This window comes from Aneurinibacillus sp. Ricciae_BoGa-3 (assembly GCF_028421645.1).
Taxonomy (GTDB): Bacteria; Bacillota; Bacilli; order Aneurinibacillales; family Aneurinibacillaceae; genus Aneurinibacillus_B.
The window spans coordinates 4,581,116-4,594,230 of record NZ_CP116887.1 but is presented as its reverse complement, the minus strand read 5'-3'; the positions used below and the strand labels follow the sequence as shown (position 1 = coordinate 4,594,230).

Genomic DNA, 13,115 nt, shown 5'->3' with positions numbered 1-13,115 from the left:
GGATGTTGATCTTTTATGATAATAGCTATGGTAAAATACTCATAAGAGAATTCGGAAGAGGAGCAAGAGAAATGAGCGATCAGTTGCTTCAACAAATACTTGAAGAACTACAGGGAATTAGGAGCGGGCAACAGGCACTGACAAAAGAAGTAAACCGACATTCGGACGAACTAAAAGCTATTAAGAGCGGACAACAAGCATTGGCAAAAGAAGTAAACCGACATTCGGACGAACTAAAAGCGATCAACAGCGGACAACAGGCATTGGCAAAAGAAGTAAACCGACATTCGGACGAACTAAAAGCAATCAACAGCGGACAACAGGCATTGGCGAAAGAGATGAACCGCCGTTTTGACGAGTTAAAAGACTCCATGGATCGTAAACACTTCGAAAACATTGAATGTGACGAATTAATACTTCGATCGCTAAAAGATTTGGAAAGTAGAAATTCAGGATGTACGAAGCGAAATGCATGACGGATTTGCGGAAATGAAGCGCATGCACCTGTAAGCACAGACTAAAAAGCAGGAGCGAGATACCATAATCCTGCGGAAACTGGATGAGCTACAGGAAACGGTGCGGTACGCGATTGATACGGCGCACGGAAATCGAGAGGAAATCCATCGGCTGAAAAACAGGCTCAGTTGAATTGGTAGAAATAGAGTTGCAAACAGCAAGCTGCAATTTTGTAAACCCTATCAAGATGTTGTATTTCTTCACCTACTCGTCTACAATGGAAGTTGTGATGACGTTAAAACTTACCAGGTAACGGAGGTATGAACAATGGCAACAGAAAGAAAAGGTGCAATTACTTTCAAAGGAAATCAAGTAACGCTTCTCGGTGAAGAAGTAAAAGTTGGCGACACAGCAAAAGACTTTACTGTCCTGGCTGCCGGTCTTGCTCCATACTCTTTAAATGACGGAAAAGGCAAAGTTCGCCTGATCAGTGTGGTTCCTTCTATTGACACTGGCGTATGCGATGCCCAGACCCGCCGTTTCAATGAAGAAGCTGCAAACTTGGGAGACGTAGAAATTCTTACAGTGAGCGTTGACCTTCCGTTTGCACAAGCCCGCTGGTGCGGTGCTGCTGGCATCGATAAAGTAAAAATGCTTTCTGACCACCGTGATCTTTCCTTCGGGGAAGCATTCGGGGTTGCCATTAAAGAAATGCGCCTTCTGGCACGCGCCATCTTTGTCCTCGACAAAGACAACAAAGTTACATATGTTGAGTATGTATCAGAAGCAACCAACCACCCGGATTACGAGAAAGCAATCGCAGCTGCCAAAGAAACAGCTGCAAAGTAACTCCATAAACAGAACACGAGCGGGCCGGTCTACTGGCCTGCTTTTTTTTATCCAAAAAAATTGTTAAAATAGTCCTCTCATTATCGGGACCTTTGCGCTAAAATATATAGTAAATATGCGGATATAGGAAATGGGGGAGTACAGCGTGCCGTCTCTAGATAATGTAACGAACTGCCCGCGTTGCGGAAAGATTTTTATGAAGATAAGACAGCCTGTGTGTCCGTCTTGCGTGAAGGAAATCGACAAAGAATACGAGAAATGCTCTCAGTTTCTTAGAAAGAAAGAAAACCGTGGGTGTACGGTATATGAGCTGAGTGAGAAGACAGGGGTAAATGTTGAGTATATCAAACAGTTTATCCGGGAGGGGCGCCTGTCCATTGACAATGCGCCTAATCTAGGTTATTCTTGTGACTCATGCGGGAGACTTATTCGTTCCGGAAGCCATTGTACATCCTGCCAGAGTGAACGCAATAAGCTCGCAGACTCGTTCCATGAAGAAGTTAAGCGGAAAGCGGATCGGCAGGAGTCCAACCACCCGGGCAAACTTTACCGAACTGGACTCGATCAATAGAAAAACTAAAATATTAACGATAAAATGCCGATTACTTTATTAATAAGTAGTCGGCATTTTTGTTAACCGCCGATTATAACAGCGGGGGACAACGTAGAGGTGTAACAGATGTAAACAAAGGGAATGAATACGATAAATGAATCTTTAACTCAAAGAGGTGAATATTTCATGAGAATTGACCGTCCGAATGGTATACAACCTGTAAATCCTTATAACAAACAGAATGCCAAGCTAGAAGAAGCGAATCGCACTAGAGGCCAGGATAAGCTTGAAATATCCCCGGAGGCGCTTGACCTTCATAAGACACAGGAGACGGAAGCCCAGCGTGCAGAGCGTATTGCGAAGCTAAAACAACAGGTACAGGCTGGAACATACCGCGTTGATGCGGATAAAGTTGCCGAAAAGATTATAAAAGGCGGCATATAAGTAATTGATGAATGGTGGGAACGACCATGAGTGGACTGTATGACATTATTGATGTTCTTGAACAACTAATTCGAGAACATGAACGCATGCTCAAGCTGGCGAAGCAGAAAAAAGAAGTGTTGATAGCTGGCGCAATCGCAGATCTTGCCCGGATCATCCAGTTTGAATCTCGTTCCATAAAAAACATTCAAGCACTTGAACTAGAGCGGGAACGGCATGTCTCGCTCTATTTTATGCTACGGGGCGTTCGTAAGGAAACAGTTTATTTAAGTGATCTAATTGAGGCGGCGGGGGATTCCGAGGCAGGAAGAGCGCTTCATCGGTGCCAGCAAAGATTAAACAACCTCCTCAAGGAGTTAAAGAACTTAAACGAGTTAAACCAGCAGTTAATTCAGCAATCTCTCGCCTATGTGAATTTAACGTTGGAAGAAATGACAACCCCTGTTGAGGACCATTACACCTATAGGAAACCGGTGGAACCACAGTTTACTAACCGCAGTGGGGGTCAACGTTTTTTTGATAGCAAGGCATAAAAACTAAACGATTGTATATCTTGTTTGAATTTGAGAGGAGAAGAAATATGGGTTCTACTTTCGCAGGACTAGAACTTGCTAAACGCGGGTTGTTTGCCCAGCAAGCTGCTTTATATACCACGGGACACAACATCTCCAATGCGAATACGGAGGGGTATACACGTCAACGGGTAAATCTGACCGCTACAGATTCTTTTCCGTACCCGAGTATTGTGAACGATCGTCAGGCTGGACAAATGGGTACCGGTGTTACGGTTGATTCTGTACAGCGGCTACGGGAAGGGTTTTTAGATTCCCAATACCGTGGCGAGAATAAGAATGTTGGGGAATTTGGAGCGAGATCGGATACACTTGAGAAAATTGAAACCATCATGCAGGAACCGTCAGATTCAGGACTTCAACATACAATGGATCAGTTTTGGACATCCTGGCAAAAGTTATCACAAAATCCAAGTGATGCTGCAACTCAGGAAGTGGTTGTACAAAATGGGAAAGCTGTTGCTGAAACGTTCCAGTTTATTAGCAGTGAATTGAAATCCCTTCAGCACGATGTAAATGATAACGTAAAGGTAACGGCAGACTCCATGGATACGATGGCTAAAAATATCGCCTCGTTGAACACCCAAATAAACAATGTTGTTACAAATGGGAATACCCCCAATGATTTATATGATCAGCGTGATCTGTTAATTGATCAGCTGTCTAATCTTGCTGATGTTACCGTTACGCCTGTTTTGAATGGTACCGTTGATACGGGAATGGTGAGCGTTACAGTGAATGGCGCCACTTTGGTAGATCCAAATCTTGCTTCAGGCTATAATACTGTATCTACCGTTGGTAATGGAACAATAGCTGATGGCTCTCCTAAATACGATGTCCAAATAGGGAGTACTACACTGGGTGTGGGAAGCGGGAATGGGAAACTTAACGGGCTTTTGACATCCCGCGATCAAATCATTGATGACTTATCAGGAAACGGGAACGGGTATTTAAATAAAATCAATACGTTAGCTAGCACACTTATAAATAAAGTTAATAGTGTTACACCATTCTTTTCAGGTACTGACGCCTCGGATATCGATGTCACGGCAAATGATGCCTCCCTTACACCCAGTAACCCGGGAGATAATACAATGGCTTTACAGGTGTATTCATTAAAGGAAGACCCCGCCATTTCATTTGGTACGACAACAACTTCTTTTGATGATTATACACGTCAGATTATTTCGGCGCTTGGGGTTGAAACGCAGGATGCTCAACGATTACGAGATAACTCCAAAATTTTGGTCAATGACGTGGATAATAGACGCCAATCCGTGTCCGGTGTCTCACTCGATGAAGAAATGAGCAACATGATAAAATTTCAACAGGCGTATAATGCTTCCGCTCGCATGATGACCACAATGGATGACGTGTTGGATAAAGTAATAAATAACATGGGCCTTGTAGGCAGATAGGGGGTAAGATAAATGCGCGTCACTCAAACTATGTTAAACAATGACATGTTATACAATCTGGATAACAGTCAACAGAACATGGCACGTCTACAGGACATGCTTTCCTCGGGAAAAAAATAACCAAACCATCACAGGATCCAATTGCAGCAATTCAAGGCATGTATTATCGAACAAATTTGGCCGAAAATCAACAATTTAAAGATAACACAAATGAAGCAACAAATTGGATGAATCAATATGATTCGTCACTTTCCGAAGGGGTAAACATTTTAAGTCGTGTTAAAGACTTATTAACACAGGCAGCAAATGATACAAATACGGCCACGGACCGACAAAACATTAAAACTGAGATTGAGCAATTACGTGATCAGTTAGGTACGGTTGCTAATACAACACTGAACGGAAAATATATTTTCAATGGAACGCAAACATTAACACCACCTTATGATCAAAACTTAAATCCACCAGATCTAACCGGTAATATCGATAATACGGATATAAATCTAGAGGTTTCCCAAGCGTTGAAAATACCCGTAAATATAAAACCTGGTGATGTTTTCGGAGCACAGGGGACTAGCGTCTTCTCCACGCTCGGTAAAGTCATTAACGATTTAAATGACCCAACAAAGACAGGAACCAATATCTCAACTGATATAGGATCCATTCAAGGGCATTTGGATACGTTCACTAAGGTTCAGGCGTCTGTAGGATCTCGCACAAATCGTATTCAATTAATCCAAAACCGACTTGATACACAATATAACGGCTCAACTAAAATGCTTTCAGATGCAGAAGACGCTGATATGGCTAAAGTTATTACGGACCTGCAAAATGCTGAAAATGTGCAGCGGGCTGCACTGTCTGCCGGTTCACGTATTATTCAGCCTTCGTTGGTTGACTTCCTGAAGTAAGGAGGGATGGCGTCTGAACATACCTCATATTCAATTGAACCAATCCTTTGCAAAGATTGGTTGGGACGTACAACGACCAGTCTATACGTTTGAACCTGAACATACGCAACTTCATATTCAACAAAAAACAACGGAGATGATTTTCCATCGTACACAACCGGTTGTACAGATTGATCAGAGTCAGTGTTGGGCGGATATGGACATTAAAAGTAACGCACAACAGAATGCCGAGCTTGCAGCAGATGGGCATCAGTCGGCCCTTGCTTATATTGCACGAGTTGCGGCAGAAGGGGAACAGTTGGGTGCCATTGAAAATAAAGGGAATGCCATAGCCAATATTGCCAAGGGAAAAAAGTTCTTCACTGATCATCAATTTAGTTACGCAAATGTTCCTGGAAACTTTTCTTTACATCTGAATGGAATACCTGGTCAATTAAATATAGAATGCAACCAGGGTGGTACGGCGATTGATGTACAACAAACACCGTCTGCACAGAATTATGAAAAGGGTAAAATCAATTATTACATTAGACAAAAAAATCAACTCAGTATACAGGTAAGTGGGGATATTTTAGATGCGTCATATTAAATATGACCATAAAAAAGGCTTATCGGGTAGTCAAGAAGTGTCCGTTCTTTATCAGGTGTCAGATTAAGGTAATTGAAAAGGAGATTCAGGATTGATGTCTTTAAAAGTTATGTCTAGTCTTTTTGGTGAAGTAGAGTATATGGAAGATGAGGTATACCATTTCGAGAATGGAATTCCGGGTTTTGAGAAGGAGAAGAGTTTTCTTCTGCTTAAAGTTGAGGGGAGCGCATTTACAATCCTTCATTCTACGTCTGCCGATTTATATTTTTTCCTAATGGATCCCTTTACATTATTTTCTGATTATAAATTTACCATTCCGGATTACGTTCTTGAATCGCTCAAAATCACCGAACGGGAGCAGGTTACTTGTTATGTGATAGCGGTCTTACGTGAGCCGTTATCGAATTCTACGGTGAATCTTGTAGCCCCTGTGATTCTTAATTCAGTTAATCATCTAGGTGTCCAACTCGTTTTGGAGAATACCTCATATTCTGTTCGTCACCCGCTAGGCCTTTATTCGAATCAAACTTCATCAAAAGAAAAGAATGTAAAGGATAATGAGACGATGGGTAAGGCGGCTACCGAATGAGAGGACGGGATGGGCGATGCTTGTGTTGACGCGTAAAATCGGAGAATCCATTATGATTGGGGATCATATTGAAGTAAAGATTGTTAGTGTAGACGGCGAACAGGTTAAAATAGGTATCGAGGCACCGCGCTCTATATCTATTTATCGGCAGGAGATTTATGAATCCATTCAGCAGGAGAATAAATTGGCGGGAACCTTATCCTCGGTAAACATTGAAGAGTTGAAGCGATTTGGAAAGATTAGTGGTTTAACGTTAGAAAATGAAAAATAAGAATGGTCCAGAAGAAAGCTCAACCGGGAGAAACGGGAGCTTTTTTCTTTTCCATTGGATATAGTGATGTGTACTCTATCAAAAATATTTTTTAAAAGGGATTAAATAGTATTAAGGACTTTCCGATAACTAAAATATAGGAACAAATATCCCAGGCGCCACATGGATTCTTTGTTCTAATCATTTAAGAAAACTATGAACAAGGACGTTCATAGAAAAAATCAAGGAGGAATAAATAATGATTATTAACTACAATGGTATGGCTGCTAACTCTTTACGGATGTTAAACATCAACCAGGGTAATCAAGCAAAAACAACTCAACAACTTTCTTCAGGCCTTCGCATTAACGGCGCAGCGGATGATGCAGCAGGTCTTGCCATTTCCGAAAAAATGCGTGGCCAAATTCGTGGATTAGACCAGGCTACTCGAAATTCACAAGACGGGATTTCAATGATTCAAACAGCTGAGGGTGCATTAAATGAAACACATGATATTCTCCAGCGTATGCGTGAATTAGCGGTTCAATCATCCAATGATACGAATACAGACCAAGACCGTAAAAATATCCAATCTGAAGTGGGTCAACTGGAAAAAGAGATTGACCGGATTGGAAATACCACTCAATTCAATACGAAAAACCTGTTAGATGGTTCGATGTCAAAACAAAATGCTGCTGCAGTTGCAAACCAGAACATAAATAAATCTGTAAACAGCGCTACGACTGCGGCCACCAAATTATTTAACTTAACAGATAATAACGGCAATAGCCTGGGTATTAAATCGACTGATACTATTACGATTAACTATACTGTCAATGGTGCGTTGAATACGCAAACACTTACAGGTAGTGCAGACATTACTGCTTTAGCTGCTAAAATTGGTGGGGCTACACTTTCTGCTTCAGCAAGCGGGTTAAAGCTAACTGCAGCCGCTGCTGGAACTGCTAATGCAATTGAGGGTATTACAATTTCTGTTGCTGATGCCCAAGGAAATGTTAATTCAGTTGCTGGTAGCAAATTGTCTGCGTTCAATGAAACAACAGAAGCTAGAGATGTACAAGCTAAAGATGGTAGTGCTACATTATTAATTGGAGCTAATGGTGGTCAGAATCTTAAAATAGATATTAACGACATGCGTTCGCAAGCACTTGGTGTTAATAACCTAGACGTTTCAACACAGGCAGGGGCAAATACGGCTATTAAAGTTATTGATAATGCCACACAAAAAGTTTCGGCTGAACGTGCGAAACTTGGGGCATTCGAAAACCGTTTGCAACATACCATTAACAATTTGGGTACATCTTCTGAAAACCTCACTACTGCTGAATCCCGTATCCGTGATGTGGATATGGCGAAAGCTGTTATGGAAAATACGAAGAACAGTATTCTCGCGCAGGCTGCTCAAGGTATGCTGGCTCAAGCCAACCAACAACCGCAGCAAGTTCTTCAATTGCTCCGTTAATGATAGTTTTATTATGGAGGGAGATCCTAGTTTGCTGGGGTCTCCCTTCTTTAGTAGATGAGAAAGTATAGCTTTCTTATCTACTAAAGAACAACTAATGATTAATGCTTACGGTTTACAGCTAGCGATCTTTTATTTTGTATAGTGAAATAGGGCGGGAGGATATTTATGCAGACAACATGGGAAGATAATTTATCACGGCTTTATGCAAATAGCCATCATTATATTGAAGAGATGCCTGAACAAAGCGATTTGGTCTATCAATATATTGGAATAGATGCTGGCGAAGAGTTTTTTACGGATGATAAAGGTAAGGTCTATCTTGTAAAGGATGAAGTGGATAGGAGCTATGAAATAAGGCCATTTTTACGTGAACTTCATGTCATTATAGGAATCACTAGTGTTCAAGAAATTTCATATTTAATTGAAAAAAGCAATAATAATTCTCATTTTCTAATCATTGAACCGAATTCTTCTCTTTTTTTCATGCTATGCAACATAAAGAAATGAAATTTCTTGATCGGAACAATGTATGTGTGGTTGCTAATCAAAATATGAATGATATCATGAATCTTTTAAATGGTTACGTTCAACAATTCCCAATTCTGACACGAGCACGTAATCTCCGTGTATATCCAACCTACTTTTACCGCACATATCAAATGGAAACCGTTAAGCATACGGTACAACAAGTTATACAAGCTGTTAAATACATGGCTGGTAGCATAGGCAATTCTGTAGAAGATGCCCTTATTGGTACACATAATAACTTAATGAATATTTCTCGCATCTTAACATCTGAAAATGTAAGTCGGTTTAAAGACAAATATAAAGGAAAACCGGCTGTTATTGTGGCTGCTGGACCATCACTGGATAAAAATATTCATCATCTAAAAGATATTCAGTCTAATGCCATTATTATTGCAGTAGATACGATTATTGAAAGACTAATAAAAGAAGGTATTACTCCTGATTTTGTAGCATCCATTGAGCGCATTGAAGAGGTATACCAATACTTTTATAAGGATAAATATATCCCTGGAAGTGTATCATTGATTGCCCCCCCAGTAGTTTCCCCTAACGTATTTTCATCCTTCAAAGGTAGAACTATCATGCCATTCCGGAAAGGGATGATAGATTATAATTGGTTGCAAGAGATGCTAGGTCTGCCGGATAATATTTTTATAAATATTGGGAAATCATGTGCCCATGTAGCATTTGGTTTTGCCGCTTTTACTGGAGCATCTCCTATTATATTAATTGGTCAGGATTTGGCATATGGGGAGAACGGTGCGAAATCCCATACAAGCGGCACAGTTTATGACAAAAAAGACATTCCCACACACCACGAATTTGTAGAGGTTGAAGGGTATTATGGTGGACAGGTCCGTTCTAATGTTATATGGAATTCGTTTAGGGAATGGATTGAATTACAAATATATAAACATCAGTTTGCTGTTATTAATGCTACAGAAGGTGGGGCCAACATAAAATATACTACACAAATGACCTTGCCGGAAGCGATTTCCACCTATTGTACGTCTTCTTTTTCTAAGAGGGAATTACTTGATGAAACTTCATGCTATGTAAATGATGTTCAATCAACGACTGAAAAAATTGAAAATGAAATAAGAGGTTTTGAAGAAGCTCTAGACAATTGCCAAAATGTCTACCAAATGATCCATGGTTTAAAAATAAAGTCTTCTATGGACCAAAAAAGATTAATGTCATCTTTGCAAAAGCTTGAGGAAGCTAATGCGATTATAGAATATATTAAAGGTCATCCTTTATGGTTCACTATTATGCAGGCTGAAGTTGTGACATGTTATTGGAAATTATACGAAATTGAGGAACGATTACTACCTGAGACACTTGCTGAAAATCAAAAAATTATTGTTCATTTTTTACAGACTTTTTCTTTTGTAATTGACCGAGTGATTAACTTTATGAAATCGGCAGTTGAACAATTAAAAGCTATCGAATAGTATATAATAACTTTAAAGACTAATACCCAGTGCACCTATATGAGGGTGGACTGGGTATTAGCAGTTTAAGAATATATATAGGGAAAGCAAGCTTCTCCTATAGAATGGTGGTAGAAGGTATTATAATATGTCTAATGTAACTGGTGTGCCTTTCTTAACATCACATGAAACTTTTTTTCCTAATAATGTTTCATAGTATTTAGGAGGCAGTCCAAAACCCGGACGAATGATTCGTAAATTCTCTTTTGTAAACACTTCTCCCATTTTAATATCCTCAACTATATACAGGGAACGACGATATTTTAAAGACGGCTTTTCTAGATTTGTTGTTCCGTATTGCACACAACCAAGTGACTTCCATGCCCTTGTCGTTTCGGTTATTAGTTGCTCCATTTCTTGCGGTTCTATCGAAAAAGCTGAATCTACCCCTCCGTCAGCACGTCGCAGAGTGAAATGTTTTTCGATTACTGTAGCGCCTAATGCAACACTTGCTACTGCAACCCCAATACCCATTGTATGATCGGAAAGTCCTACCTGGCAGCCAAATGACTCACGCATGTGGGGAATTGTCATAATGTTCGTATTTTCTGGTGTTGCTGGATATGTACTTGTACATTTTAGCAATATAATATCCTTGCAGCCGGCCTCCCGTGCGGTACGTACTGTTTCATCAATTTCAGCAAGGGTTGCCATCCCTGTTGAGATGATCATTGGTTTGCCGGTGGATGCAACCTTGCGAACAAGTGGTAAATCTGTAATTTCAAATGAGGCAATTTTGTATAAAGGTGCATCAAGTGATTCAAGGAAATCAACAGCCGTCTCATCGAATGGTGAACTAAAACAAATGATTCCTAGCTCTTTACAACGATCGAAAATTGGCTTATGCCATTCCCATGGTGTATATGCCTGTTGATAAAGGCTATACAAAGAATTCCCTTTCCATAAACTGTTAGGGTCATTTATAAAAAATTCTCCATCAGCTATATCGAGTGTCATTGTATCAGCTGTGTAGGTTTGTAACTTCAAAGCATGTACGCCTGATTTTGCGGCGGCCTCTACAATCGATAAGGCACGCTCTAACGATTGATTATGGTTACCAGACATTTCAGCAATGACGAACGGAGGCTGGCCCGCACCAATAGTTTTATTATCAACCTTTATATCCACTCAAGTCACCTCACTATTAAACAACTAGATTTCTTCCTAATATAAATATTTCAGTAGCATTAAGTAGTTCCCATCAATTTTGCTAGATATTCTAAAGCCACAATAGAACGGGCTGCGGTCAACAGATGCAAAATTTTTTATACTAGCGTCGGTTTGATGTGATTATCACTGGTATTTATCAAATTTGCGACTATTTATAAGTTTTTAGATTCCCACTGATCACTGAATAAGGCAAAACATACTATATCTTCGTACTGACCATTTTTTAAAACATGTTTTTTAAAATACCCTTCCTCTTTAAATCCAAGCTTTTTATGATAATTAATACTTACTTTATTAAAATTAAATACTTCTCCACAAACTTTTCTCATTTTCATTTCCGTAAAAGCATAATGCAAGCCTAGACAACCCATAATATATCCCGTTCCTTTAGGGAGGTTTTCTTGTCCTAAATAAAATCCCCAGAGACAATTTTTATTTCCATAATCAATATCTGAAAAACTTACTAGACCCCGTGGCTGATTATCTATTTCAAAAATAAGATATAGAGCAGTATTATTTTTCTCTAGGTTTTGAAACCAATTTCGATGTTCATCTATTGAAATCTCATGGTCTGTGAACATATTACGACGAACCTTTTCTGAATTACGCCATGATAAAATTAACTTTAAGTCATTTTCATTTATAAGTCTAAGTTTATAATATTTGTTTGTAACCATCTCAGTGTCCTCTTATGTTTATAAAAATTAAGGGCTATCTAATTAATTGAGTGCTTACACGGTCAACACCTTTTCCATCGACAAGTTGCATTAATGCTTTTTGCTTCGATGCTAGATGTACAGAATTGCATAATATTTGATCTAAAGCGTCCCTAATTTTTAAAACTGTTAAATTGCTCGATTCCCCAATATAAGTGCAAATATTGTTTTTTTGCAAGTATTCACATACAACTATTTGATTATCTGCAATGGCAACTAATATGGAATATAAACCTAAACAACATCGCTCCCAGGTTGCCGAACCCCCAGCTCCAATAGCAAGATCAGCTTTTCCCATTAGTTCAGCCATATTACTGACTTGACAATGAAAATTTACATTTCCTATTTGTGTACAACAATTTTTGATTTGTTCTTTGTTAGGGTTTGATTTGCCTACCACAACATCGACAGTAATATCCGGACGAGTTAATAATCGAATCGCTTTAATTGTCTTCATCGTTTCGTTAGTCGGATCGCTTCCGCCAAAGAAAACAAGCATGCGTTTAATCTGTTCCTGTCTCTTATGCAACGTTTTTCTTGCCTCGATAAACTCTTTACGCAATAAAGCAAATGAAGGTCCAAATAATGTTTCACACTCAATAGGAACGAGTCCCGTATACCTTACTTCCATATCGTCATACAAATTCTGATCGAGTAACACATCGCAATCATGCTTTCGATTTGCCAAGTCATCAATGACCATAATTTTCCTGGAGTATGGCCGAAGTTCCCTTTCCCATCGTTCATCTAATGCATAATGGTCAACAATAATCCAATCTACATCCGCATCTTGTTTAATCAAAATTTGTTGCGTTTCATATGCATCTTTTTCTATCGATGTACCAAGCCATCGCTCGTACAAGGCCCGTCTCTCTGTACAACTACTTTGCCATTCAGAGTCAATTGCCAGCTCATAAATAGAAAAGTTTTTTTCATCATTTATCCATTTGTTCAAATTTCCTTCGTGAGAACGCGATATAAATGAGACATTCGCTCCCAGTTCTCGCAGCCGTTCTGCCAGTGTTATACATCTCATAACGTGGCCTGTTCCGATTTCTACCGATGCATCCGCTCGAACGAAAACATTCATA

At 39.6% G+C, this 13,115-nt stretch carries 16 protein-coding genes; 13 read left to right on the top strand and 3 right to left on the bottom strand.

Annotated elements, in window-relative coordinates; genetic code table 11:
- Window positions 1-71 precede the first annotated feature (71 nt).
- From PP175_RS23430 to PP175_RS23370, 13 genes are all read left to right on the top strand, one after another.
- Window positions 72-476 (top strand): hypothetical protein, encoded by a 405-nt coding sequence (locus PP175_RS23430; protein WP_272440601.1) that lies wholly within the window; start codon window positions 72-74, stop codon window positions 474-476.
- 307 nt (window positions 477-783) lie between these two features.
- Window positions 784-1,305 carry a thiol peroxidase gene (tpx, locus tag PP175_RS23425; RefSeq protein WP_272440600.1) on the top strand — a complete coding sequence of 174 codons (522 nt, stop codon included), beginning with the start codon at window positions 784-786 and terminating at the stop codon, window positions 1,303-1,305.
- Window positions 1,306-1,450: 145 nt separating this feature from the next.
- Window positions 1,451-1,876: a TIGR03826 family flagellar region protein gene (locus PP175_RS23420; protein WP_272440599.1), complete on the top strand. Its 426-nt coding sequence runs from the start codon at window positions 1,451-1,453 to the stop codon at window positions 1,874-1,876.
- Between the two features lie 168 nt (window positions 1,877-2,044).
- The gene (gene flgM, locus PP175_RS23415; RefSeq protein WP_272440598.1) at window positions 2,045-2,302 is read left to right on the top strand and encodes a flagellar biosynthesis anti-sigma factor FlgM; all 258 of its coding nucleotides are present in this window, start codon (window positions 2,045-2,047) and stop codon (window positions 2,300-2,302) included.
- A 26-nt stretch (window positions 2,303-2,328) separates the two neighbouring features.
- Complete coding sequence (locus PP175_RS23410; protein WP_272440597.1) at window positions 2,329-2,835, top strand: flagellar protein FlgN; 507 nt, start codon at window positions 2,329-2,331, stop codon at window positions 2,833-2,835.
- 47 nt (window positions 2,836-2,882) lie between these two features.
- Window positions 2,883-4,292, top strand: a complete 1,410-nt coding sequence (gene flgK, locus PP175_RS23405) for a flagellar hook-associated protein FlgK (protein ID WP_272440596.1) — start codon at window positions 2,883-2,885, stop codon at window positions 4,290-4,292.
- 116 nt (window positions 4,293-4,408) lie between these two features.
- Entirely contained in the window at window positions 4,409-5,203 is a 795-nt protein-coding gene (gene flgL / locus PP175_RS23400; RefSeq protein WP_272443359.1) for a flagellar hook-associated protein FlgL, read from the top strand.
- Between the two features lie 34 nt (window positions 5,204-5,237).
- Window positions 5,238-5,792, top strand: a complete 555-nt coding sequence (locus PP175_RS23395) for a DUF6470 family protein (protein WP_272440595.1) — start codon at window positions 5,238-5,240, stop codon at window positions 5,790-5,792.
- 94 nt (window positions 5,793-5,886) lie between these two features.
- Complete coding sequence (gene fliW, locus PP175_RS23390) at window positions 5,887-6,381, top strand: flagellar assembly protein FliW (RefSeq protein ID WP_272440594.1); 495 nt, start codon at window positions 5,887-5,889, stop codon at window positions 6,379-6,381.
- 16 nt (window positions 6,382-6,397) lie between these two features.
- Entirely contained in the window at window positions 6,398-6,652 is a 255-nt protein-coding gene (gene csrA, locus PP175_RS23385) for a carbon storage regulator CsrA (RefSeq protein WP_272440593.1), read from the top strand.
- A gap of 238 nt (window positions 6,653-6,890) precedes the next feature.
- A complete protein-coding gene (locus tag PP175_RS23380) occupies window positions 6,891-8,114 on the top strand; it encodes a flagellin N-terminal helical domain-containing protein (protein ID WP_272440592.1) in 1,224 nt (407 codons plus the stop codon).
- Between the two features lie 168 nt (window positions 8,115-8,282).
- Window positions 8,283-8,624, top strand: coding sequence for a hypothetical protein (locus PP175_RS23375; protein WP_272440591.1), 342 nt, complete (start codon window positions 8,283-8,285; stop codon window positions 8,622-8,624).
- 26 nt (window positions 8,625-8,650) lie between these two features.
- A complete protein-coding gene (locus tag PP175_RS23370; protein WP_272440590.1) occupies window positions 8,651-10,099 on the top strand; it encodes a motility associated factor glycosyltransferase family protein in 1,449 nt (482 codons plus the stop codon).
- Between the two features lie 120 nt (window positions 10,100-10,219).
- Here PP175_RS23370 and pseI read toward each other — a convergent pair whose 3' ends face one another.
- The 3 genes from pseI to pseG all read right to left on the bottom strand — a co-directional run bounded on the left by pseI (window position 10,220) and on the right by pseG (window position 13,114).
- Complete coding sequence (gene pseI / locus PP175_RS23365) at window positions 10,220-11,266, bottom strand: pseudaminic acid synthase (protein ID WP_272440589.1); 1,047 nt, start codon at window positions 11,264-11,266, stop codon at window positions 10,220-10,222.
- Window positions 11,267-11,460: 194 nt separating this feature from the next.
- Entirely contained in the window at window positions 11,461-11,985 is a 525-nt protein-coding gene (pseH, locus tag PP175_RS23360) for a UDP-4-amino-4,6-dideoxy-N-acetyl-beta-L-altrosamine N-acetyltransferase (RefSeq protein ID WP_272440588.1), read from the bottom strand.
- A gap of 34 nt (window positions 11,986-12,019) precedes the next feature.
- Entirely contained in the window at window positions 12,020-13,114 is a 1,095-nt protein-coding gene (gene pseG / locus PP175_RS23355; RefSeq protein ID WP_272440587.1) for a UDP-2,4-diacetamido-2,4,6-trideoxy-beta-L-altropyranose hydrolase, read from the bottom strand.
- Between the last annotated feature and the right edge of the window lies 1 nt (window position 13,115).